Origin of the sequence: Bacteroides sp. AF32-8BH (assembly GCF_003435205.1) — a bacterium.
Taxonomy (GTDB): domain Bacteria; phylum Bacteroidota; class Bacteroidia; order Bacteroidales; family Bacteroidaceae; genus Bacteroides; species Bacteroides ovatus.
The window spans coordinates 42,883-68,674 of record NZ_QVLZ01000010.1 but is presented as its reverse complement, the minus strand read 5'-3'; the positions used below and the strand labels follow the sequence as shown (position 1 = coordinate 68,674).

14 protein-coding genes are annotated in these 25,792 nt (G+C 41.1%); all 14 read left to right on the top strand.

The window, feature by feature from the left end:
* Positions 1-364: 364 nt before the first annotated feature.
* Entirely contained in the window at positions 365-3,391 is a 3,027-nt protein-coding gene (locus tag DWZ47_RS08780) for a SusC/RagA family TonB-linked outer membrane protein (RefSeq protein ID WP_233525025.1), read from the top strand.
* A gap of 25 nt (positions 3,392-3,416) precedes the next feature.
* The gene (locus tag DWZ47_RS08775; RefSeq protein WP_004297303.1) at positions 3,417-5,042 is read left to right on the top strand and encodes a RagB/SusD family nutrient uptake outer membrane protein; all 1,626 of its coding nucleotides are present in this window, start codon (positions 3,417-3,419) and stop codon (positions 5,040-5,042) included.
* Between the two features lie 202 nt (positions 5,043-5,244).
* Entirely contained in the window at positions 5,245-5,808 is a 564-nt protein-coding gene (locus DWZ47_RS08770; protein ID WP_032848669.1) for an L-threonylcarbamoyladenylate synthase, read from the top strand.
* Positions 5,809-7,602: a chloride channel protein gene (locus DWZ47_RS08765; RefSeq protein ID WP_004324749.1), complete on the top strand. Its 1,794-nt coding sequence runs from the start codon at positions 5,809-5,811 to the stop codon at positions 7,600-7,602.
* Between the two features lie 71 nt (positions 7,603-7,673).
* Complete coding sequence (gene fmt / locus DWZ47_RS08760) at positions 7,674-8,645, top strand: methionyl-tRNA formyltransferase (protein WP_008650541.1); 972 nt, start codon at positions 7,674-7,676, stop codon at positions 8,643-8,645.
* Positions 8,646-8,743: 98 nt separating this feature from the next.
* On the top strand, positions 8,744-9,394 hold the full coding sequence (rpe, locus tag DWZ47_RS08755; RefSeq protein ID WP_004297307.1) for a ribulose-phosphate 3-epimerase: 651 nt from the start codon (positions 8,744-8,746) through the stop codon (positions 9,392-9,394).
* Positions 9,395-9,402: 8 nt separating this feature from the next.
* Positions 9,403-11,496 (top strand): ComEC/Rec2 family competence protein, encoded by a 2,094-nt coding sequence (locus tag DWZ47_RS08750; protein ID WP_117512859.1) that lies wholly within the window; start codon positions 9,403-9,405, stop codon positions 11,494-11,496.
* A 46-nt stretch (positions 11,497-11,542) separates the two neighbouring features.
* Positions 11,543-12,580, top strand: a complete 1,038-nt coding sequence (locus DWZ47_RS08745; RefSeq protein ID WP_004297310.1) for a DHH family phosphoesterase — start codon at positions 11,543-11,545, stop codon at positions 12,578-12,580.
* A gap of 118 nt (positions 12,581-12,698) precedes the next feature.
* Positions 12,699-13,394 (top strand): DUF4827 domain-containing protein, encoded by a 696-nt coding sequence (locus DWZ47_RS08740; protein ID WP_004297311.1) that lies wholly within the window; start codon positions 12,699-12,701, stop codon positions 13,392-13,394.
* A gap of 42 nt (positions 13,395-13,436) precedes the next feature.
* Positions 13,437-14,825 (top strand): phosphoglucosamine mutase, encoded by a 1,389-nt coding sequence (gene glmM / locus DWZ47_RS08735; protein WP_004297312.1) that lies wholly within the window; start codon positions 13,437-13,439, stop codon positions 14,823-14,825.
* 982 nt (positions 14,826-15,807) lie between these two features.
* Complete coding sequence (locus DWZ47_RS08730; RefSeq protein WP_117512857.1) at positions 15,808-19,758, top strand: helix-turn-helix domain-containing protein; 3,951 nt, start codon at positions 15,808-15,810, stop codon at positions 19,756-19,758.
* A 231-nt stretch (positions 19,759-19,989) separates the two neighbouring features.
* Positions 19,990-22,143: a TIM-barrel domain-containing protein gene (locus DWZ47_RS08725; protein WP_074557423.1), complete on the top strand. Its 2,154-nt coding sequence runs from the start codon at positions 19,990-19,992 to the stop codon at positions 22,141-22,143.
* 42 nt (positions 22,144-22,185) lie between these two features.
* Positions 22,186-23,745 carry a glycoside hydrolase family 76 protein gene (locus DWZ47_RS08720; protein ID WP_004324754.1) on the top strand — a complete coding sequence of 520 codons (1,560 nt, stop codon included), beginning with the start codon at positions 22,186-22,188 and terminating at the stop codon, positions 23,743-23,745.
* A gap of 432 nt (positions 23,746-24,177) precedes the next feature.
* Positions 24,178-25,773, top strand: a complete 1,596-nt coding sequence (locus DWZ47_RS08715; RefSeq protein WP_224440820.1) for a C2 family cysteine protease — start codon at positions 24,178-24,180, stop codon at positions 25,771-25,773.
* Positions 25,774-25,792 lie beyond the last annotated feature (19 nt).

Sequence of the window (25,792 nt, the reverse complement as noted above, 5' to 3'; positions counted from 1 at the left end):
AATCGTTTAAACTGGAGTTTTGGAACGTTTATTCTGACTTCTGATATGTGGAAACAATCAGAAGGATGGAAAGGAACTTTTAAATACGGATTATTCTTAACTTATTATCTTGTGGAATATGTCCACATTTCTGTGGAATTTTTGCACAGGATTGTACTTGAAACTTAATCTGGTTATTAATGCTTTTTTTCTTTATTGCAAATTGTTTATGTATTTGAAAATGAGTGATGTAATCTCTTTGATTAAACTTGGCAAGTCTCGTTGTTTCAGTCTTTTGTTATGCTTTTGGCACATAAATTGCCTAATATTGATGGTAATCTATCCTAATAACTATTCTAATTTTAGAACAATAATGGAAGTAATAATGAAAAACAAATGGCTATTATGCATTCTTTTAATGCTGTTTCTGCCTTTCGGATTATTCGCGCAGGTTGCTCCTCCTCTTGAAAAACAGAAGACAGAAACACAGGAAGCCCCGGAAAATAACAATGAAGTTACGACAAACAGCGATACTAATACCGACGGGGATGCTGGAAAGACAATCAAAGGAGTGATTAACGACGAACAGGGAGAGACAATCATTGGTGCTTCCGTCATTATCAAAGGTGAAGATACCGGAACTACCAGTGATATGGATGGTAGGTTTACTCTCGAAGCTCCGGAAGGAGCGATTTTAGTGATCTCTTATATCGGCTATCATACGCAGGAAGTGAAAGTCAGAAAGAGATCTCTTCTTCGTGTTGTGTTGAAAGAAGACAATCAGTTATTGGATGAAGTGGTAGTGGTAGGATACGGAACCGTCAAAAAGAGTGACCTTACGGGTGCTGTGTCCGGTGTATCCAACAGACAATACAAAAATCAACCTGTACAACGGGTTGAAAATATACTCCAGGGTCGTACTCCCGGTGTAGAAGTCACTGCTACGAGTGGTATGCCCGGAGCAAGTATGAAGGTGCGCGTTCGTGGAACTACCTCTATTAATAAAAGCAGTGATCCTTTATATGTGATTGACGGTATCATCTCTTCCAGTGGCTTGGACGGTATTAACCCTTCTGATATCCAGTCGATGGAAATACTGAAAGACGCTTCCTCCACTGCCATTTACGGTTCCCGTGGTTCGAATGGCGTTATCCTGATAACCACCAAACAGGGTAGTGAGGGAAAAGCACAGGTAACGTTCGATGCATCGGTAGGGCTTTCGACTGTCAGAAAACAGTATGACCTGCTGAACGCTTACGAATATGCAACTGCACTGAATGACATTCGCGGATCGTCTACTATCTCTGCCGAAGATCTTGAGGCTTATAAAAATGGAACGAAAGGAATTAACTGGACTGATCTTCTGACTCGTACAGGTATCACCCAGGATTATCGGCTTGCCATATCCGGAGGAAATGAAAAAGTGAAATACCTTATTTCGGGAAATGTGCTCGATCAGGAAGCCATCACCATCATGTCCGATTATAAACGCTATGGAATTCGGGCAAACATCGACTCGGAAGTGAAACCCTGGTTGACAATCTCTGCAAAATTAAACGCATCCAGTCTTCACAAACACAATGAAGGTGGGGCGAACTGGTTGCATGTCACTAACTTTTCGCCTACCATGGAGCTGAAAGATCCCGAAACCGGCGTGTACAATACAGACCCGTATAATATGATCGGTTCCAGCCCTTACGGTGAAATGATAGTGAACAATAGCGATAGCTATAGCTATAATTTAAACGCCAACCTGACATTGCTGTTTAAGATCATGAAAGGACTGACGCTTTCCGTTCAGGGAGGTTATGACTACGATAATAGTCCTTCTTATTCTTTCCGGTCGAAACTGGATTCACCGGGTGCTGTCAATAGCGCAAGCAATACCAACGCATTGCATAACTATTGGCAGAATACTAACAATCTGACCTGGCAAAAGCAATTCGGAGATCATAGCTTCACCGCCATGGGTGTATGGGAAATAAGTCGTTCGTGGGACTCACAACTAAAGGGAACCGGTTCCAATCTGAACAATGAAAGTGTTGGGTACTGGAATCTTGGCAATGCTGCTATCAGAGATGCGAGCAATTCATATACGGAATTTTCTTTGGCTTCCGGCATCGTGCGTGCTAATTACGATTATAAGAAACGATATTTTATTACTGCTGCATTAAGAGCTGACGGTTCTTCTAAATTTCAGGGAGACAACAAATGGGGATATTTCCCTTCCGCAGCTGTGGCTTGGGATATTGCACAAGAATCTTTCATGAGCAACCAGCACGTGCTCGATCAGCTGAAGCTGCGTGCCAGCTTTGGTGTCACCGGAAATCAGGATATTGCTGCTTACAGCACATTAGGTATGTTGTCGGGGGCATCTTACGGCTGGGGAACTTCCACTTCCTCTACGGGATATTGGGGATATCAGTTTGCTACACCCGGCATTACCTGGGAAAAAACTTACCAATATGATTTGGGATTGGATATGAGTATCGGAGGCTTTAATATTACAGTGGACTGGTTCAAGAAACAAACGAAAGATCTGCTTTTTCAGAAACAGGTGCCTAAATATAACGGAGGTGGTACTTATTGGGTGAATCAAGGAAAACTGAACAATACCGGAGTCGAATTATCCCTTACCACTTTCCCTGTAAAGGAGGCTGTGACGTGGGAAACCAGCCTGAATGCTTCTTATGTGAAGAATGAAGTAGCAGATCTCGCAGGCGATGACTTTGTACTCACTGCTAACTATAGCGATTTGGGAGGTCCTATGCAGATTATGAAGCCCGGTTATCCTATGGGATCTTTCTATGTCTATCAATGGAAAGGATTCGATGATAAAGGCGCCAATCTTTATCAGAAAGCAGATGGTAGTCTGACAACGAATCCGACTTCCGATGATTTGGTTGTGAAAGGACAGGCAAGTCCCAAATGGACAGTAGGTTGGAACAATACTGTTACTTGGAAAAACTGGACGCTGAATGTCTTTTTTAATGCTGCCACCGGATATGACCGGTTGAATATCAGCCGTTTTATGGCGGCATCCATGACTGGCGTCTCTCGTTTCGTAACCTTGCGTGATGCCTACTTCAAAGGATGGGATCATGTTGCCAACAAAGCGGACGCTCTTTATCCGAGCCTTACCAATACCGACAACAAGAGTTATGCTAATTCGGATTTCTGGCTTGAAGATGCTTCTTTTATCAAGTTGAAGAATATCAGCCTCTCGTACCGCATTCCTCGCCGTGTACTGAAGTTTGCAAGTGTACAACTGTCCGTCAGTGCACAGGATCTCTTTACAATCACCCGCTACAAAGGAATGGATCCTGAAGTGTACACCAGTTATGACGGACTGGATTACGGTGCTTATCCGATTCCTCGGACAATCACCTTTGGAGCCAAATTCAGATTTTAAAACCGTGTATTAAGACAATAACCGTATGAAAACAGCATATACCTTTATAATGAAAGCCTTGCCTGTACTTCTGACAGCTTTGTGTTGGACTTCGTGTAGTGATTTTCTGGAAGAAGATCCGAAAGGACAGTTACCTTCGGATACCTATTTCAGTAATAAAGAAGACTTGGACGCTTCGCTGACGGCTCTCTATTCCGTGATCGCAAGTTCACAGGCTAGTAATAATCTTTGTGGAACGAACTTCCTGGTGGGAGATGATATCTCCACTCATCCTTCCAGTAATAAACAACCTCTTCGTGAACACGATCAGTTTGATGTGAAAGACAATAACTCGTGGTTGTCCAGTATGTGGGAGCAGCGTTTCAAAGTTATCAAGGCTGCCAATTTTATCATAAATAATGCGGAGCGTACGCCGGAGGTATCAAAAGACGATATAAAAGTGGCTATTGCACAAGCACATTATTGGAGGGCCTACTCTTATTTTTATCTGGTGACTACTTGGGGACGGGTTCCCATCATGCTGAAAGAAGAAATAGATTATAATGCTCCGTTGAAGACGGAAGAGGAAGTGTACGAATTGATTCTGTCTGACCTGAAAATAGCAGAAACCGATTGCCCCGCACTGTACACGAAGGAACCGTATGGCAGAAATGGAATGAACATTGCTGTAAGTGAGGGAGCCGTAAAAGCAACGATGGCTTATGTCTATATGTGTATGGCAGGATGGCCACTTAATAAAGGAGTAGAATATTACAAGCTGGCTGCCGCCAAAGCCAAAGAAGTGATAGACGGTGCAGATGGTGGTAGCTACTATTATAAACTGCTGCCGGAATATAGCCAGGTATATTCATGGGAATACAATAATAAGAATACGGAACTTCTGTTGGGTATCTATTATAATAGGGATGCGACAGGACAATCCGCTCCCTTGACCGATTTCCTGCAAGATATGAAACAGGCCGGTTGGGGAGATACGAATGGAGAAATTAATTTCTGGATGAACTTCCCCGAAGGTCCTCGTAAAGATGCTACGTATTTCCCGAAAATCATGCTTAGCGACGGGAAACTATATGATTGGTGGTATGATACCGATCCTGCTTCCCGCGAGGTAGTGGCACCTGTATTTATGAAGACCGTGGAAGGTGCTGTACGCGGAACTGAATTTGATTATACAAATCCTGCCGTAGTCAATGCATCGGGGGAGAAAACATTCCAGTTATTACGTCTTTCGCAAGTATATTGCTGGTATGCCGAAGCAACAGGCCGTGCGGGAGAAATCAATGAACAGGCGGTTAAAGTGTTGAACGAAGTGCGCAACAGGGCAGACGGTGAAAAAACAAATAGATATACGACGGATATGTCTCCTGATGAACTGGCGGAAGCAGCCTACAATGAACATGGTTGGGAAATGGCCGGTTATTATTGGGGCGGTATTGCGAGCAGAGCCAGGGATATGTTCAGAATGTACCGGTATAAGGATCATTTTGAATTCCGTAAGAAAAATGAGCCTATTGAAGTGGTGTCCGGAGTTTTCAGGAAAGAAGCAGTAACGGTCACCGGAACTTGGGATGACAGTAAGATGTATGTTCCTTATCCCTATGAAGATGTGATTTTGAACCCGAATCTGGACAATAGTTGGAAGAATAGATAGCGTTAGGGGTTGATTTTTTGAATGATCTGTTTTTTATAGAACGATGTAGGTTATCTCTTAATTTACATCGTTCTTTCTTTTTTGTATGGTTTGTTGTGTCAATCTATATTTTTGAGGGACTTAAAAACGTCGGGATAGATTTCACTAAATGGAATAAAAGTGTTATTTTTGCGTCTTGTTCTTAACGGAAATTAATCAAGAAATGATAGAAGATATTAAAAAAGCCTGTCAGGTGATGAATGAAGGAGGAGTGATCCTTTATCCCACCGATACCGTATGGGGTATAGGCTGTGATGCGACTAATGAAGAGGCTGTACGCCGCGTGTATGAGATTAAGAAACGCGCTGACAGCAAGGCTATGCTGGTCTTGGTAGACTCTCCGGTTAAAGTAGATTTTTATGTACAGGATGTGCCTGATGTTGCATGGGATTTGATTGAAGTTGCCGACAAGCCGTTGACGATTATTTATTCCGGAGCACGTAACTTAGCATCGAATTTGCTGGCGGAGGATGGCAGTGTAGGGATTCGGGTGACGAATGAAGACTTTTCCAGACGACTCTGTCAGCAGTTCCGTAAAGCAATCGTTTCTACTTCGGCTAATGTCAGCGGGCAGCCGGGTGCGGCTAATTTTAGTGAAATCAGTGATGAAATCAAATTGGCGGTAGATTATATCGTTGGCTTTCGCCAGGACGATATGAGCCGGCCGAGACCCTCAAGTATTATTAAGTTGGAAAAAGGTGGAGTGATAAAGATAATTCGCGAATAAATGAAGGGAGAAAAACTTAGTTTATTACAGCGTTGCATCAAATGGCGGGAAGCGAATATAAAGGAGAAGCAATTTATTCTGATATTAAGTTTCCTGGTCGGAATTTTCACAGCGTTTGCCGCATTAATATTGAAATTCTTTATCCATCAGATACAGAATTTCCTAACTGATAATTTTAATGCAACGGAAGCTAACTACCTGTATTTGGTATATCCGGTAGTCGGGATTTTTCTTGCAGGTTGGTTTGTTCGTAACATTGTTAAGGATGACATCAGTCATGGAGTCACCAAAATTCTATATGCTATTTCCCGTAGACAGGGACGTATCAAGCGACATAATATCTGGTCCTCTACCATTGCCAGTGCGATCACCATCGGGTTTGGTGGATCGGTTGGAGCAGAGGCGCCGATTGTACTGACAGGTTCGGCAATCGGTTCCAATTTAGGGAGTGTATTCAAGATGGAGCACCGCACGCTGATGTTGCTCGTCGGCTGTGGCGCGGCAGGTGCGATTGCCGGCATTTTTAAAGCTCCGATTGCGGGATTGGTATTTACATTGGAAGTCTTGATGATCGACCTGACCATGTCCTCTTTACTTCCCCTGCTGATTTCTGCCGTGACAGCGGCAACCGTTTCATATATAATCACCGGTACGGAGGCTATGTTTAAGTTTCATCTGGATCAGGCATTCGAACTGGAGCGTATTCCTTTTGTTATTTTACTGGGAATTTTTTGCGGACTGATTTCATTGTACTTTACGCGTGCCATGAATTCGGTGGAAGGTGTCTTTGGTAAACTCAACAACCCTTATAAGAAACTGGCTTTCGGTGGTGTGATGTTGAGTATATTGATCTTCCTTTTCCCGCCTCTTTATGGTGAAGGATATGATACCATTAATCTTTTGCTGAATGGAACGTCTGCGGCAGAGTGGGATACGGTCATGAACAATTCTATGTTTTATGGCTATGGCAATTTGCTGCTGGTTTATCTGATGCTGATTATTCTGCTGAAGGTCTTTGCTTCCAGTGCAACGAATGGTGGCGGTGGTTGTGGTGGTATCTTTGCGCCTTCGCTTTATTTGGGATGTATCGCCGGGTTTGTCTTTTCTCATTTTAGCAATGACTTTGCTTTCTCCGCTTATTTGCCGGAAAAGAATTTTGCATTGATGGGGATGGCGGGAGTGATGAGTGGCGTTATGCATGCTCCGTTGACAGGGGTGTTCCTGATCGCCGAATTGACAGGGGGATATGACTTATTTCTTCCGTTGATGATTGTATCTGTAAGTTCATATCTGACCATTATAGCTTTCGAACCTCATAGTATCTATTCGATGCGTTTAGCTAAGAAGGGACAGTTGCTTACACACCATAAGGATAAAGCCGTGTTGACGTTGATGAAGATGGAGAATGTGGTGGAGAAAGATTTCGTTGTCGTACATCCGGAAATGGATTTGGGCGAATTAGTGAAAGCAATTGCTGCTTCCCATCGAAATGTCTTCCCGGTGACAGATAAGAAAACGGGTGGATTGTTGGGAATTGTACTTCTCGACGACATTCGTAACATCATGTTCCGGCAAGAACTTTATCACCGTTTCACTGTTAATAAATTAATGACATCTGCCCCTGCCAAGATATTCGATACGGATGGAATGGAACAGGTGATGCAGACGTTTGATGATACGAAAGCCTGGAATCTTCCGGTAGTGGATGAAGAAGGGCGATATCAGGGATTTGTTTCTAAATCGAAGATATTTAATTCATACCGGCAAGTATTGGTACATTTCTCTGAAGACTAACCGACAATCGGCAAGATGCCGGAGCCGGGTTTATGCAGATAACAGGTTGCTATGCAGATTATAAGACGATTATGAAAAAAGAAGATTTAAGAATAGTATATATGGGGACTCCCGATTTTGCGGTAGAGGCCCTGCGTCAATTAGTAGAAGGCGGTTATAATGTAGTGGGTGTGATTACAATGCCCGATAAGCCTGCCGGACGCGGACATAAGATTCAGTATTCTCCTGTAAAGCAATATGCACTTGAACAAAATTTACCGTTACTTCAACCGGAAAGGTTAAAAGATGAGGTTTTTGTAGAAGCATTGCGTGAATGGAAGGCGGACTTGCAGATTGTAGTTGCTTTTCGTATGTTGCCGGAAGTGGTATGGAATATGCCACGACTGGGTACGTTCAATCTTCATGCTTCTTTGCTTCCTCAATACCGTGGAGCTGCCCCCATTAATTGGGCGGTTATCAATGGTGATACGGAAACAGGAATTACTACTTTCTTTTTGAAACACGAGATAGACACCGGAGAAGTCATTCAGCAAGTACGTGTACCTATTGCAGATACGGATAATGTGGAAGTGGTACATGATAAGTTGATGGTACTGGGAGGAAAACTGGTTCTTGAAACGGTAGACGCTATATTGAATGGAACGGTAAAACCGATTCCTCAAGAAGAAATGGCGGTTGTCGGTGAACTTCGTCCTGCTCCGAAGATCTTTAAAGAAACCTGTCGGATTGACTGGAATCAGCCGGTGAAGAAGATATATGATTTTATCCGTGGATTATCACCTTATCCTGCTGCTTGGAGTGAACTGATTACTTCTGAAGAAGGAGCAGCAGTGGTCGTGAAGATATTTGAAAGCGAGAAGATTTATGAATCACATCAATTAGCTACAGGAACAATTGTGACCGATGGAAAGAAATTTATGAAAGTAGCTGTACCGGATGGATTTGTATCTATTCTTTCTTTACAGCTTCCCGGTAAAAAACGTCTGAAAATAGATGAATTGCTTCGTGGATATCACCTGGAAGATGGTTGTCTGATGAAGTAATTAATCGGATGAGCAGATTAAAACGAGCAAGCCATTAGATTATAAATAGAATAAAACGTCCCGAATAAGTGACGGCTAGAACCTAAAATAAAAGAATTATGAAACCGATTATCGCTCCTTCCATTCTTTCTGCCGATTTTGGATATTTGGCAAAGGATATTGAAATGGTAAACCGCAGTGAAGCGGAGTGGGTACATATTGATATTATGGACGGAGTATTTGTTCCGAACATTTCATTTGGCTTTCCGGTACTGAAATATGTGGCGAAGTTAAGCCAGAAACCGCTGGATGTGCATTTGATGATTGTGAATCCGGAAAAGTTTATTCCGGAGGTAAAAGCGTTGGGCGCCCATACGATGAATGTGCATTATGAAGCTTGCCCGCATTTGCATCGGGTGATTCAACAAATCAGAGAAGCTGGGATGCAGCCTGCTGTAACTATCAATCCAGCCACTCCTGTAGCTCTTTTACAAGATATTATCCGGGATGTATATATGGTGCTTATCATGAGCGTGAATCCGGGATTTGGCGGACAGAAGTTTATCGAACATTCAGTAGAAAAAGTTCGTGAGCTGCGTGCCCTGATTGAACGGACAGGTTCGAAAGCGCTCATTGAAGTAGACGGTGGGGTGAATCTGGAAACAGGTGCCCGCTTGGTTGAGGCGGGAGCCGATGCGTTAGTGGCTGGTAATGCTGTCTTTGCGGCACCCGATCCGGAGGCGATGATTCGTCAGTTGCACGAACTGTAACTCATCTGTTGAGTACTTTTTACATCCATCGATATCCCTATATACGCCTGATTATCCCTTGGATAACAGGCGTTTTTTGTGGAGATCATTTTTTTGACCGTTCATGGGAACCTTTTTGGAGTGTTCTAGCCTTTGGACTTTGTATTGCTTTATTGTTTGTTCTTTATTTCCTGAAACGCCATTCATTGCGATGGTGCTTTGGATTAGCAGTCTCTATCCTTTGTTTTATAGGAGGATGGCTTGGAATAACTTGGCAATTACAACACGCTGTCTACTCTTTTCCGGAAGAAGAAACAGTGTATCGGGTTTTAATAACGGATGCACCTCAAGCGAAAGAACATACCTACCTCTGCCAGACATTATTAAAGGAACGTCGTGATACTGCCGGCACATATCCGATAGAACGTGCTGTAATTCTTTATCTACAGCGAGATTCGGTCGTTACCCGGTTGAAAAGTGGAGATGAACTGCTGATTTCTGCCCGTATTTCTCCCCCTCTCAACAATCGGAACTTTGATGAATTTGATTATGCCCGCTTCCTGATGTGGAAAGGAATCAGTGGAACAGGATATGTTGCATCCGGGAAATGGACAAAACAGGACGGGATGAATAACCTTGATCTCAAAAGTATAGCCAGCTCTTGCCGAAGAAGGATGATTTCACTTTATCAGAAACTGGGATTTTCCGGTGATGAACTGGCTGTACTTTCAGCACTGACCATAGGAGACAAAACGGAATTAAGTGATTCGGTTCGTGAGAGTTATTCGGTGGCCGGTGCAAGTCATATTCTAGCTCTATCCGGTTTGCATATCGGGCTTTTATATACACTGCTCTTTTTCATACTGAAACCTATTGCCCGAAGAGGAAATATAGGTAGAGCTATACGTTCTGTTCTTCTTCTTATCCTATTATGGGCTTTTGCCTTTTTCACAGGACTTTCTCCTTCGGTAGTACGCTCGGTCAGTATGTTTTCAATTTTAGCAATGGCAGATATGGTTGGTCGCCAACCGCTATCTCTAAATACATTGGCGGCAGCTGCATGGTTGATGCTATTCTGTAATCCGGCATGGTTGTTTGATGTTGGTTTCCAGCTCTCTTTCCTTGCTGTTGCTTCCATCCTATTGATTCAAAAACCAATCTATCACCTGATTACGGTGAAAGGTAGAATAGGAAAATATATTTGGGGACTGATGAGTGTGTCTGTTGCTGCACAAATAGGAACGGCTCCGCTTGTTATGTTTTATTTTTCCCGGTTCTCTGTACATTTTCTATTGACGAACTTGGTTGTTATTCCTTTCATTACGATTATCCTGTATGCTGCTGTCATTATGCTTCTTCTGACTCCTCTTTCGTGGCTTCAGATCGTAGTGGCCGAAGGTGTTAAGAAACTATTGGAAGGACTTAATTTCTTCGTCCGATGGGTGGAACAGCTTCCTTACGCTTCTATAGATGGAATCTGGCTTTATCAGTCAGAAATATTGGGTATCTATATCGTTGGCTTTTTGTTAACCTATTATTTCATGAACCGTCGATACCGGAATTTATTGATTTGTCTTTTTTCTATCTTATTACTGGGGACTTATCATTCAACATTATATTGGCTAGATCGTCCCCGGACAAGCCTGGTCTTTTATAACGTGCGCGGTTGCCCTGCAGTACATTGCATTGAGAGCGATGGACGTTCCTGGATAAACTATGTAGATACTATCTCCAATGAAAAACGTCTGAAGCGCATGGCTGCTAACTATTGGAAGCATCATCATCTTCTGCCTCCCAAAGAAATAACTGCCGATTGCCGGTATATGGAACTTAATCGTCAGCAGCAGATTATATCCTATCATGGCTGTCATATTTGTGTAATAAATGATAACCATTGGCGGAACAAAACCACCGTTTCTCCGTTATATATTCAGTATCTTTACTTATGCAAAGGATATGACGGACATCTGGAAGAGCTCACCCGAATCTTTTCTTTCTCTTACGTCATATTGGACGCATCTCTCTCGGAATACCGCAGACACCTCCTTGAAAGCGAATGCAAGCAATCCGGTCTGCGGTTTATCTCGCTATCCGACGAAGGTTCTGTCCGCTTTTTGCTCTAAGTACAAAGATTTATCGTACATTTGCACCTTGATAAAGTATAAGAGTATGTTGACGAAAGTAATTGAACAAGCCAAAATAGACCATTTTACTAAATGGTTTGAACGAGCTGACAAAATAGTAATTGTATCTCATGTTTCTCCTGACGGCGATGCTATCGGTTCTTCATTGGGATTATATCATTTTTTAGATTCACAAGAGAAAACAGTAAACGTAATTGTGCCGAATGCTTTTCCCGATTTTCTGCGGTGGATGCCGGGCAGTAAGGATATCCTGTTGTATGACCGTTACAAAGACTTTGCAGATAAATTGATCGCCGAAGCAGACGTCATCTGTTGCCTCGATTTCAATGCACTGAAGCGTATCGACGATATGGCAGATGCTGTGGCCGCTTCTCCGGCACGTAAAATAATGATCGATCATCATTTATATCCCGAAGATTTCTGTAAGATAGTAATGTCCTATCCCAAAATATCTTCTACTTCCGAACTGATATTTCGTCTCATCTGCCGTATGGGATATTTCAGTGATATCTCTAAGGAAGGCGCAGAATGTATCTACACAGGGATGATGACAGATACCGGTGGGTTCACCTATAACTCGAACAACCGGGAGATTTATTTTATCATTAGCGAACTCCTTTCTAAAGGAATCGATAAAGATGATATTTATCGTAAGGTGTACAACACCTATTCGGAGAGCCGTTTACGTTTGATGGGATATGTATTATCGAACATGACTGTGTATTCGGAATCTAATTCGGCTCTAATCACCCTGACAAAAGCAGAGCAAAGCAAATTTAACTATATAAAAGGCGATAGCGAAGGCTTTGTTAATATTCCCCTTTCCATTAAAAATGTCTGTTTCTCTTGCTTCTTGAGGGAAGATACCGAGAAACCGATGATTAAAATATCCCTTCGTTCAGTAGGAACCTTCCCATGCAATCAGTTAGCTGCCGAATTCTTCCATGGAGGAGGCCACTTGAATGCTTCGGGCGGTGAATTTTTCGGAACGATGGAAGAGGCAAAAGCGGTCTTTGAGAAAGCGCTTGAGAAATATAAACCTTTACTAACAGCGAAAAGCTAAAGATGGAAGGTTAAAAGTGAATATGGAAAGGTTAAAAGATACGAACTTTCAACTTCCCCCTTTCAACTTTTAATGATTTTGAGATACATTTGTGCGGAATATAGCTAAATAACAGATAATGAAGAAACTTGTATTTTTATTTCTCTCTTTGTTAACCGCCGGAAGTCTGTTCCAGGCATGCGACAATTCGAAGACTTATGCAGAAATGCTGGAAGACGAGAAAAATGCGGTGAATAAGTTCATCAAAGATAATGATATCCGTGTCATTTCACTGGAAGAGTTTGAACGGGATACGATTACAGCTTCTAAAGAAGCGGGGAATGGATATGACGAATACGTTGCTTTCTCCAATGGCGTATATATGCAGATCGTAGATCGTGGAGGAAAAGAGGATAAGAATGGAGTTGAAGTTATTAATGAGGTAGATACTTTTGCTAACAATAATGTCATTTGTACCCGCTATGTAGAACAGGATATGATGACAGGAGATACTACATGTTTCAATGTTCCTTTGGAAAAATGGATGGATATTTCTGAATATTATAAGTCTCCATTAACATTCCGTTATGTGCAAAACTCATCTACTGTTTATGGAATCGTTTTATCTGGTGATTTTGATTATGACTATTTGTGGACAGTTGCTAATGGTTATGGAACTGCAATTCCATCCGGATGGCTGATTGCTTTACCATATTTGCGTAATAATGCCCATGTACGCCTAATTGTACCTTCTAAGATGGGACATACAACTGCACAACAATATGTCAATCCTTATTTCTATGATATCCGGAAGTTCGAGAAAGCAAAAAGCTAAAGCACTAACATTAGATAAATCAAATCTTTAACTAAAGAACCTATGACTCTAATCAAATCTATCTCTGGAATCCGCGGAACTATTGGCGGAGGAGCGGGAGAAGGACTGAACCCGCTTGACATTGTAAAATTCACCTCGGCTTATGCTACTTTGATTCGTAGAACCTGCAAGGCAAAGAGTAATAAGATTGTTGTGGGACGTGATGCCCGCATTTCCGGTGAAATGGTAAAAAACGTAGTAGTCGGCACATTGATGGGAATGGGCTGGGATGTAGTAGACATTGATCTTGCTTCTACCCCGACCACAGAACTTGCTGTAACAATGGAAGGCGCCTGTGGCGGTATTATCCTGACAGCTTCTCATAACCCGAAACAGTGGAACGCACTAAAATTGCTGAATGAACATGGTGAATTTCTGAATGCAGCCGAAGGCAACGAAGTACTTCGTATTTCTGAAGCTGAAGAATTTGACTATGCCGATGTCGACCATCTGGGATCTTACCGCAAAGACCTGACTTATAATCAGAAACATATCGACAGTGTATTGGCTCTTGACCTGGTAGATGTAGAAGCTATCAAAAAAGCTGATTTCCGGGTAGCTATTGACTGTGTAAACTCGGTAGGCGGTATCATTCTTCCCGAACTTCTTGAACGTTTAGGTGTGAAACATGTAGAGAAACTCTACTGTGAACCTACCGGAAACTTCCAGCACAACCCCGAACCGCTTGAAAAGAACCTCGGTGACATCATGAACTTAATGAAAGGTGGAAAGGCCGATGTAGCTTTTGTTGTAGACCCCGATGTTGACCGTCTGGCAATGATCTGCGAGAATGGCGTAATGTACGGTGAAGAATATACACTGGTTACTGTTGCCGACTATGTACTGAAACATACCCCCGGTAACACTGTTTCTAATTTGAGCTCTACTCGTGCTTTGCGTGATGTAACTCGCAAGTATGGAATGGAATACAGCGCTTCTGCCGTAGGCGAAGTAAATGTTGTAACGAAGATGAAAGCAACCAATGCCGTTATCGGCGGTGAGGGAAATGGTGGAGTAATTTATCCTGCTAGTCACTACGGACGTGATGCATTGGTAGGCATCGCATTATTCCTTAGCCATCTGGCTCACGAAGGAAAAAAGGTTAGCGAGCTCCGTGCTACTTATCCTCCTTACTTCATTGCTAAAAACCGTGTAGACTTGACTCCGGAAATCGATGTAGATGCTATCCTTGCCAAAGTGAAGGAAATCTATAAGAACGAAGAAATCAACGATATCGACGGTGTGAAAATAGACTTTGCCGACAAATGGGTGCATTTGCGCAAGAGTAATACAGAACCGATCATCCGTGTGTATAGTGAAGCTTCTACTATGGAAGCTGCCGAGGAAATCGGTCAGAAGATAATGGATGTGATTAATGAATTAGCAAAATAATATCCTGTAAAATAGGATTTTATTTATAACATTTGAGTCTCGTATATCATAAAGATAACTGAATAAGTTGTCTCATTGATATACGAGACTTTTTATTAGGATGATATCCACTGAATAATGATAGTTACTCTTCTCCTTGAGTATTAACAATAAAGTTTCTTTTGATTAAGTCTAAACTTCCTTTCGTCCAATAGTAAACTTCTCTTTTGTTATTTACAAACTTAAAATGCAAGCTTCATTTTTATAAATGCAAGTTTTGTTTTTAAAAACGGAACCTTTGTTTTTAAAAACGGAACCTTTGTTTTTATAAATGAAGGTTGCATTTATAGATTGGAAGGGATGAAAAGCAACTTTACTGTTAATAAAAAGAAAGTTTGGACTTAATCAAGAGCAACTTTTCTATTAATAGATTACATGAGAAGTAAGCAGTATTGAGAGGAAACTAATCTATATAGCTTACTTCTCTACTTCGTTAGAATAGATATAGTATAAGGAGGTTAGTGATATACAAAGGTTTATAGATCTTATAATCAATGATAAATAAACGGCTTATATATGTAGATTTGATATGTGAAAAGGATAATTAAAGGAAAATTGTAGTATATTTGTACTGTCCTTTAGGACGTTTTTATTATAAGGAAGCGTTCAAGTGCGAATCTGGACAATTCGAGCTGTGTTGAGGAAATAAACAAAACGTTCTCCCTTTGGTTTGTATGTTGCACCTAGGTGCTGATATACAGTCAAGGGCGTGAGCTGTTTTTGCTTGTATTCAACACAGAGGTAGTCCAGAACCTGCACTTGGATATAAGTTTAGCGGTCTCGCGCTTCTTTTGTGTATACACTTCTGTTGAGACTAGGAAGGAACTAACAAATTGAAAAACATGCAAACGGTACAAGTGTTGCCAGTAATGTTACTAATGTCCGTAACAGTATCAGCAAGAGGCCTAACAGGTTTTGAACAGCTTATTGATAAACGTACGATATGAAAATAAAACTGATAGCATTATTTATAATGATGAGATCATTGGCTGCTATAGCTGACAATGATACTTATTTCTTTTCAAAAGTAGATTATCAACAAGGCTTATCCAATAGTGCAGTGCTTTGTCTTTTTCAAGATAATGTGGGGCTGATGTGGTTTGGCACGTATGATGGAGTGAACTGTTGGGATGGAAAGACGATGGAAGTGTTTCGCTCTGATTTTTCAGAAAGCAAAACGTTGAGCAATAACGTGATTCATTCCATTTCGCAGGCAGATAATAGTTGCTTATGGATTTCTACCCATTTGGGAGTAAACCGCTTCTCGCAAAAGGCGAGGCAAGTGGTAGCCAACTATGATTTTTCAGGTGATTATTATGTTCATTCTAATAATCAGGGAAACACTTGGATACTTACCGGAGACGGAATTTACTATTATAATACGCATCATCAACGTTTTATCCGGGTACAAACTTCTGTTTTACCAGTGGATAGTATGGAACGACGTGCATTTGTGACCGATGATGGGGGGCTTTGGGTATTTCCACCTAGTACGGGACAAATTCTTAATTACTCACTCAATAGGTTTGATACGGATAGTTTGTCGGTGAAATTATCTATCTCAACAAACAAGTTCCATTCGAAAGCAATTGAAGATATTTTCTATCAGAATGGTATTTTTTGTTTCGTAGATTGTGACAGAGATTTATATATGTATGATATCTCTCGTAAATCCAAGATTTATATTCGTAATCTTTCATCACTCGTTCAGAAATATGGAGTAATAACAGGGATTGTTCCCTTTTATGAAGATATTATCATTGGATTTCGTGCTAATGGATTGATTCGTTTACGTACTTCTAAAAAGTATGAAGAAGAGATCGTCAATCGTAATATCCGAATCTATGGAATTTATAGGGAACCGCGTCAAGGGTTGCTTTGGATTGCATCGGACGGGCAGGGAGCTGTGATGTACGCCAAAAAATATTCGATCGCTACCAATTTGATGTTGAATCGTATGTCACCTAATTTGAGTAGACAAGTACGTTCGATACTGACAGATGAATATGGAGGATTATGGTTTGGAACAAAGGGAGATGGGCTTTTACATTTGCCTGATTATCATGAAGCAGTAGGAAATCCTCTTGGGAGGGCTATGGTTTATTCTCCTGGAGAGAAACAGGTAATGTCATCATATATTAAATGGAATCATGAGTTTCACGTTTATAAACTGGCCCAAAGTCGCTATATGGATGGCTTCTGGATAGGGGCAGGAAATCCGGGATTATTTTATTATTCATTCAGAGATGATGCTGTGCATTCGGTAGAATATTCTTCCGGTCGACCTGTTATTGAGATACATGATATTTATGAAGAAAATGATAGTGTGTTATATGCTGTAACGGCGGTGGATGGTTTTTATAAAATGGTGCTTGAAAAGAAAGGAGGGACTATTAATGTACGTCAGCAAAAACGTTATCATTTTTTTCATGAGCAACGGGAGATTATGATGTTTTATCCCATGTTGGCGGAAGGGGATTCTATCTTATGGTTAGGTAGTCGTGAAAAAGGACTTGTTCGTTTCGATAAACGAACGGAAGAATATCAAGTCATCTCTTTGAAAGAAAAGCTGCGCAAGTCGGTAGACGATATATTAAGTTTGTACCGCACTGAAGATGGTAAAATGTATGTAGGAACAACTTCTGGTTTGGTTTGTCTTTCATTTTGTGGAAAGAAGATAGAAGCTACTTATATCGGTAGGGAGCAGGGACTTCTTAATGATATGATACATGGTATACAGGAAGATGGCAATGGCTTCCTTTGGCTGGGTACCAATCGCGGACTCATCAAATATAATCCGAAAAATGGCTCGTCGCATGATTATTATTACAGTGCCGGTGTGCAAATAGGAGAGTTTAGTGATGATGCCTATTATCAGTGTCCTTATACAGGCAGTCTTTTCTTTGGAGGAATTGATGGACTGCTTTATCTGGATCGTAAAGTGGCGGCTGCCCCTGAGTTTTATCCGGATATTGTGTTACGTCGGTTGTGGCTTGGGCGGACAGCAGTAAATTTAGGTGATTATTATACGGAAGATGGAAAAAGTCTGCAATTGGAAGGAGCGGAAACTTCTTTCTCTCTTTCTTTTACCGTACCTGATTATTTGACCGGGAAAGAAGTGGAATATTCATTCATCCTGGAAGGATATGATAACCAATGGACTTCATTCAGCAGCATCAATGAGGCTTCATATACTGATGTGCCTGCGGGTGATTATATTTTTAAAGTCCGTTATAAGAAAGACGTGTTCGATACGGAGTATAAATTCTTTTCCATTCCCATACATATTCTTCCACCGTGGTATCAGTCGCTATGGGCTTATCTCCTTTATATTTTATTAATAGTGCTCTTTGTGGTTTATTTGTTTCATTTACTTCGTAAATATATCCTTCATGAACGTATACTGAAACGGTTGCTCAATACGGAAAATAATAAAAAGGTGCTGGAAAGTAGTAGTTATAATCGTGACTTATTGGATAGTTTTACCCTCATTTACCATGCTTGCGATCAGCTACGTGCAGAAAACACCTCTTATGAACAACGTCGTAAGCAAGTGGAGTTAATACGTGAAACAGCGATGAGTGCTCTTTTCCGGCCAGAGACGCTTTATTCAGAGAAACTGAAGCATTTTTATCCTACTACCTTTGTTTTGTCTGCCCGTATGTGTATACAGGAGTTATCTATGGAAGTACTTCGCACGTTGAAGTCAGAAGGAGTAGATGTTACTTTGGTACAATCTCTGATTCCTGCGAATTTTACTTTTCCGGTCTATAAAAATGCTTTACGTTGTATTCTTTATTATTGTTATCAGTTTGTTTGTCAGAAAACATCGTCAGGCAGAATTACGGTTAGTGTGCAGGAAGAAAACGGCAAGATGTCGTTAATAATATCTGGTACGGTTGATGTGCTTAAAGAACTACAACAACAACTGACCGGAACTCCTTCCTCTGTGTTTAATAAAGAAGATATTGATCGGTTTTTCGGTATTCAGTTGATGCTTTGTTTTGTGCAATCAGCTTTAGAGCAACTTCATACAGTTGTTCGTTATGTAGAATCTGACAGTGGTCAACATAGCCTGATGCTTACTTTCGATCCCGCCACATTAATTGAAAATCAATCGAGTGAAAAGAAAACGATTCTTTTATTAGAAGATCGTGAAGAAATGGTTTGGTTGATAACAGGATTACTTTCTGAAGAATATTTGATACATTCGGTGAAAAGTGTACAGGTGGCATTTGAGGAAATTCATCGTTCGGTTCCTGCTGTTTTTTTAGTTGATATGGCTATGTATGCGGAAGAGGAAAGTACGTTTATGGAATATGTTGGAAAGAATCGCTCGGCTTTATCGAAAACAGCTTTTATTCCTTTGCTGACATGGAAAGCAAGTTCGGTTATTCAACGCGAATTGATTAAATGGTCCGATTCCTATATTGTACTACCCTATGATATTCTCTTTCTGAAAGAAGATGTTCATAAAGCTATTTATGGTAAGCGGGAAGCCAAACAAATTTATTTGGAAGATTTGGGTGAATTGGCAGGGCAAATAGTGTGTACTACAGCAGAACAGGCTGATTTTATCCGTAAACTTTTACAAGTGATTGAACAGAATCTTGAAGAGGAAGAATTGGGTTCAACATTGATAGCCGATCGTATGGCAATGAGTCCGCGCCAGTTTTATCGTAAGTTTAAGGAAATATCTCCCATTGCTCCTAGCGATCTGATTAAAAACTATCGGATGGAGAAAGCTGCGCGCCTTTTAAGAGAGGAAGATCTTTCTATTCAGGACGTTATTGCTGATGTGGGGATATCAAGGCGTTCCTATTTTTACAAAGAATTTGCTAGAAAATTCGGTATGACACCTAAGGATTATCGAGAACAGCATAAGAATCCGTAGTTTTCTTGTACTTTATATTGTGCGCTCATTATACACAATATATTGTAACACATTGTAAATGTCTTGTTTATAATGTGCTCCCATTGTACATGTTATGTGTCTTTTGACGAATGTGATTTTGCCAGCATTTTGTCATTTCAGAGGATGATTAATGAGTGAAAAAGTGTTTAATTCGCTTTGTACTTAGCCATTGAAGGATAAGTATTCAACAGAATCATTAATTAAGAAATCATGAAACAAAACTGCATTAAAACTGTAGCAATTAGTTTGCTCGTAACATTGTCTTTGTCAATTAATGCCTCTACGAGGAAGGTAAATGTCGCGCGTAGCGTTATGGTAGGAAATGGAATTGCCAAATTTGTACCTGATGGCTTTGATGCCAAGAAAGTACCTTCTTTTGCAATTGAAAAAGAACCTCGCGAACAGGGAGCGCTTTCTTCCGGGTGGGAGCTGGTTCCCGATTTTTCACTGACTGACGGTAAAGCGAATGCATCATTAATCATACCGGAAGGTACGAGTATCTACGGAGGCGGAGAAGTTACCGGATCTCTTTTAAGAAACGGAAAAACCATAAAACTGTGGAATACCGATTCCGGAGCATACGGAGTTGATAATGGAACGCGTTTGTATCAGTCACATCCATGGATGATGGGAGTCAGGAAGGATGGAACCGCCTTTGGTATTTTGTTTGATACTACTTGGAAAGCTGAATTAAGCAGTACAGATGAGAAAATAGAGTTAAGAAGTGAAGGGGAGCTTTTTCGTGTATTTATCATTGACAGAGAATCACCGCAGGCTGTTGTTCGAGGATTATCCGAACTAACCGGTACTATGCCGATGGTTCCGCGCTGGGCTTTAGGCTATCAGCAATGCCGTTTTTCTTATACGCCTGACAGTCGTGTAATAGAAATAGCCGATACGCTTCGTTACAAGCGTATTCCGTGTGATGCAATTTGGATGGACATTGATTATATGGATGGTTATCGTATATTCACATTTAACCCGCAAGGTTTTCCTGATCCAAAAGCTGTAAATCGAGACTTGCATCTGCGTGGGTTCCATTCGGTATGGATGATTGATCCGGGAGCTAAAGCTGAAACAGGTTATTCTGTCTATGATTCGGGAACAGCAAATGATGTTTGGGTAAAAACTGTAGATGGAAAAGAATATAACGGTGATGCATGGCCGGGGAAAGTGGCATGGCCGGATTTCACAGATCCTAAAGTTTGCCAGTGGTGGGGCGGACTTTATAAAGACTTTATGGCGCAAGGCGTAGATGGGGTTTGGAACGATGTGAACGAACCGCAAGTGAGTAATACACCTACCGGAACGATGCCGGAAGATAATTTGCATAGAGGTGGAAATGGAATTCCTGCCGGAACTCATTTGCAATATCATAATGTTTACGGGTTCTTAATGGTTAAGTCATCAAGAGAAGGAATGTTAGCCGCGCAACCTAAGAAACGTCCTTTTATTCTGACTCGTTCTAATTTTTTGGGAGGGCAGCGTTATGCCGCAACATGGACAGGTGACAATGGTTCCAGTCGCGAGCATATGGAGATGTCTGTACCTATGTCGTTAACATTGGGACTGTCGGGACAACCTATGAGTGGCGCTGACATTGGTGGCTTCTTGTTCCATGCAGATGCCGATTTGTTTGGGAATTGGATTGCACTGGGAGCTTTTTACCCTTTTTCTCGCGGTCATGCTTGTGCCGGAACCAACAATAAAGAGCCTTGGGCTTTTGGAAAAGAAATAGAAGAGGTTTCCCGTATTGCTTTGGAACGCAGATATATTTTGCTACCTTATTATTATACTCTTTTGCATGAGGCTTCCACAACAGGTATGCCTATCATGCGTCCGATATTCTTTGCTGATCCAAAAGATCTTTCGTTAAGAGCGGAAGAAAAAGCATTTCTGGTTGGTGATGACCTGTTGGTAATCCCTTCATTTGCTAAAAAAACGGCGCTTCCTAAAGGAATATGGGAGGATTTGTCACTAGTAGACGGGGATAAGGATGGTAAATATCAGGCAAAATTAAAGATTCGTGGTGGTTCTATCATTCCTACCGGCAAGATAATACAGAATACCACTGAAAATTCACTGGATCCTTTGATGCTTTTGGTCTGTTTGGATGAGCAAGGCAAGGCTTCCGGAAGTATGTATTGGGATGCTGGAGACGGCTGGTCATACCAAAAAGGTGATTATAGTTTACAACAGTTTACAGCAGAACGTAATGGTAACAAAGTCATGGTGAAACTGGTTGGAAAAACAGGAAAAAGAGAACTGGAGAATAAAGGGATGGCAATTGTCAAGGTGATAACTAAACAAGGTATTCGACTGGCTAGTGGTAATCTGACAGAAGGTATTGAAGTCGGATTGTAAACAGGCTACCACCTCGTTGGGAAATAATAAATGAAAAAATATATGGAAAAGATAATTGGTATATTGATAGTTCTATTTGTGGTTGGGACTACCATGCAGTCGTGTAGTGAAGATAGTAAAGAAGAGGAAAACTTTCTCCAAAAAATTGATCCGGTGGAGCAACTGGAAGTGTTGAATACAAATAGGGAGAAAGAGCTGGTTGTGAATTTTGTGAGGAAAACCTATGTGAAAGATCTCCAGATAGAAATAGCTTATCGGAGGATAGACACCGGAAAGACGCAGGAATGGAGCATTGTTTTATTAAATGGTAATGATGTCAAATACAAAAACGGAGCAAATTATTTGCTACAAGTACCTTCAGAGGGAACGTATGAGGTAGCGGTCACTTTAGTGGGAGTCAATGGTTTGCGGTCGGAGAGTAAAAGTCAGGAAGCGGCAACCTTTGAATATGCACAAATGAAAATGTTTGATTGTGCTCATACCTTGATGACAAAGGTTATAGAGTATTATTATCACAAGGGGCCTCGGACGTGTTGGCAGACATGGTATCCTAAGGCTGACGGTTATTGGGATGGAGACGCACTTGTATGGGGACAAGGTAGTGGATTGTCTGCGTTTGTGGCAATGAGAGAAGCTTCTCTTGGTACGGGGCAGGAACGGCACTATGAGTCTTTGGACAATGATATGTTCAGTGGTATTCAGGCTTTTTGGATAGCAGATCGTGGACGTACTGCATATAGTGTGTATCCGGCAGCTGGCAACGAGCGTTTTTATGATGATAATGTATGGATTGGACTTGATATGGCGGAATGGTATATTATTACTAGAGATAAACGTTATTTGACTCAGGCTGAGGCTGTGTGGAATTATTTGGCACAGTATGGGTGGGATGAAACTTGTGGTGGCGGAGTACATTGGAGAGAATTGAACGAACCTAGTAGGTCGAAGAATACTTGTTCTACAGCTCCGACAGGGGTATTGAGTTGTATTTTATATCAGTTAACTAACAAACAAATTTATTTGGATAAAGCAAAAGAGTGTTTTAACTGGTTGCAGACTTATATGTATGATCCTAGTGATCATTTGTATTATGATAACGCTTCTCCTAAAGATGATGATCCCACTCAGGTAGGTAACATAGAGAAGAATAAGTATTCTTATAATTCTGGTCAGCCTTTGCAGTTGGCTTGTCTTCTTTATAAAATAACGCAAGAGAATTCTTATTTGAATTTAGCAAAACAAATAGCGGAAGCTTGTCACAATAAGTGGTTTAAACAGTTTCATTCGGATATTTTGAAACGTGATTTTAAAGTCCTGTCGCCCGGACACGCATGGTTTAATACTATTATGTGTCGTGGATTTTTCGAACTCTACTCCATTGACAAGAACTCATTGTATTTGGAAGATATACATAGTACGATGTTACACGCCTGGTTTGGCAAAGCACATCATAATAATGGATTGATTAATAATGAGGATTTGAGTGGTTTAAGTGGAGATATTCCGACAGAAGACGGTGGCAATAAATGGCAGATTCTACATCAGGGTGCACTTGTAGAACTGTATGCTCGTTTAGCTGTATGGGAAAAAAAACAGAATTGATTTTCTCGTCGGCAGGTATTTGGAAAAATATCTGCCGGCAAGTTATATATTCTTAGGCAAGTCGTTTATTATCATAGCTAGTCTTTTTACGTCTATTAATAGTGGAGTCGGTACCTTACCCCATTTTGTTCGGGTTTGAAAAGAGAATACAGATTTGAATTAATACTTTTCTCTTGTGTTCTCTTATTGTTCTCTTATTGTGCTTAGTGGTGCTTAATGTGTTGAATATTAGGACTTTATTTTGTGCTCTTATTGTGCTTGTTGTGCGCTTCTTTGTCAACGAAATTTTGTCTTCATTTTGTCACGCCAGAGTATATGTAATAGGTGAAAAAGAACTTATTTTGCTTTCGTTAACAAGAAAAATATATGCATAGTTAAGAATACAAATGTATTTAGTAACCTTAATAAACAAGTAAAATGAATGTATTTAGAATGAAAAAACATCACGCGAAATCGTTGCGGTGGAAGATGAACACCGATTCTTTTCTTATGAAGAGTGGATTTCTATTTTCAATTTTATTATTGTCGTTTTGTGCTGCTAGCTGTTCAGATGATGATGAACAAGGAAAAGGAAGAGCTTTCTTTCAGACTTATTGGGCATTAGATGCCAATAATTCCAGTATGCCTTGTGGCGGAACTCTTTGGACTCAATATTCGGATGCACCTGTTGGGTCGGAAGTTGGAAAGTTAGTAGATAATGATTTAGACACAAAGTACGTTACTTATCATAGTAATGTGAATATAAATTGGAATGGAAACAGTAGTGTCTCAGTAAAATCCTATTCACTTACATCGGCAGCTGATTCTCCGGAAGCAGATCCGAAATCGTGGACATTATCCGGTTCTTCTGACAATCAAAAATGGGTAGTACTGGACACTCAGAAAGATCAGACTTTCGCAGAACGAAAACAGACGAAAACGTATGCTGTAGAAAATGAAGAAGAATATAGATATTATAGATTGAGCATACAAAGTAATCATGGGGCAAGTTCTACTCAACTCGCAGAGTTGTCATTGGCAGCATCTGCTTTCGTTGGAGACATTGATGATTTGATGTCGAAATCTTCCGGAAGTACGTATAGTCCGGATAATGTGATGGGTACTCAGCATGCCGAGTCGGATTTGTCCGTTACGCAGGAAAAATTGCTGTGGTTGAAAGATCCGAATAAAGAACCGGATCCTTTTGCCGGATTGAGTTGGGCTGGTTTCCAAGTCTCCAATCTTTATCCTTTTGGCGAACCTTGTCCGGCAGATGTAAACCAACATTCCATTGGTGACTGCTGTTTGTGTGCGGTGATGGGTTCTTTGTCTTACGTTTATCCGGGATTTATCAAGAATATTATTAAGAATAATGGCAACCAGACATTTACGGTGAAGCTGTACGATCCGAAAGGACAGCAGATCGAAGTCGGAGTAAGTAATCTGTTCGTGGGTACGAGTGGAAGTTTGGGCGCAAGTTCCGGCAAGAGCGGTCAGCCCACATGGTCTACAGTTCTTGAAAAGGCAGTCATCAAGTGGTTTCAAGCGTTTAGAAACACGTCGGACATTGGCGGTATCGGTTCGGAATATGCAGCAGCTATCATCACCGGTAATGGCTCCAGTTTTGCTTTTGCTCCGGAAAAATTAACTCCTGCCGAGCTGCAACGTGCCGTGTCGGTTTCACTGAAGAGAGGAAAACTGGTGGTAGGAGGATTCACTAAAAGCGATGTTCCTGTCGACGGTAAGTATAAAACTGTTTCTGCACATGCTTATACCGTGTCTTTGCCTGTGGATGATACGATGCTTTTCGTCATGCGTAATCCATGGGGTGCAGTGCCTACTATTAGTGGTGGACATGACGGGACGGGCGACGGCATGTTGTTCATCAAGGATGATAATACGGTTCCGCCGCTTATCGATCTCCGTATAATGGAACCGGGAGCAGCAGAAGAATTTGGAGTAGGAGGAAATTTATCTCCTTATACACCGCCTTCTTATACTCCGATGCCAATGCGCATCGCTCCTCATTTATTAAGAACTGGAAGGTAGTTTGATTTAATATTTGAAT

Excerpts from the sequence above, each read along its gene's own strand:
- DWZ47_RS08780 (WP_233525025.1), top strand. The coding sequence starts at position 365 with ATGAAAAACAAATGGCTATTATGCATTCTTTTAATGCTGTTTCTGCCT.
- DWZ47_RS08775 (WP_004297303.1), top strand. The coding sequence starts at position 3,417 with ATGAAAACAGCATATACCTTTATAATGAAAGCCTTGCCTGTACTTCTG.
- DWZ47_RS08770 (WP_032848669.1), top strand. The coding sequence starts at position 5,245 with ATGATAGAAGATATTAAAAAAGCCTGTCAGGTGATGAATGAAGGAGGA.
- DWZ47_RS08765 (WP_004324749.1), top strand. The coding sequence starts at position 5,809 with ATGAAGGGAGAAAAACTTAGTTTATTACAGCGTTGCATCAAATGGCGG.
- fmt (WP_008650541.1), top strand. The coding sequence starts at position 7,674 with ATGAAAAAAGAAGATTTAAGAATAGTATATATGGGGACTCCCGATTTT.
- rpe (WP_004297307.1), top strand. The coding sequence starts at position 8,744 with ATGAAACCGATTATCGCTCCTTCCATTCTTTCTGCCGATTTTGGATAT.
- DWZ47_RS08745 (WP_004297310.1), top strand. The coding sequence starts at position 11,543 with ATGTTGACGAAAGTAATTGAACAAGCCAAAATAGACCATTTTACTAAA.
- DWZ47_RS08740 (WP_004297311.1), top strand. The coding sequence starts at position 12,699 with ATGAAGAAACTTGTATTTTTATTTCTCTCTTTGTTAACCGCCGGAAGT.
- glmM (WP_004297312.1), top strand. The coding sequence starts at position 13,437 with ATGACTCTAATCAAATCTATCTCTGGAATCCGCGGAACTATTGGCGGA.
- DWZ47_RS08730 (WP_117512857.1), top strand. The coding sequence starts at position 15,808 with ATGAAAATAAAACTGATAGCATTATTTATAATGATGAGATCATTGGCT.
- DWZ47_RS08725 (WP_074557423.1), top strand. The coding sequence starts at position 19,990 with ATGAAACAAAACTGCATTAAAACTGTAGCAATTAGTTTGCTCGTAACA.
- DWZ47_RS08720 (WP_004324754.1), top strand. The coding sequence starts at position 22,186 with ATGGAAAAGATAATTGGTATATTGATAGTTCTATTTGTGGTTGGGACT.
- DWZ47_RS08715 (WP_224440820.1), top strand. The coding sequence starts at position 24,178 with ATGAAAAAACATCACGCGAAATCGTTGCGGTGGAAGATGAACACCGAT.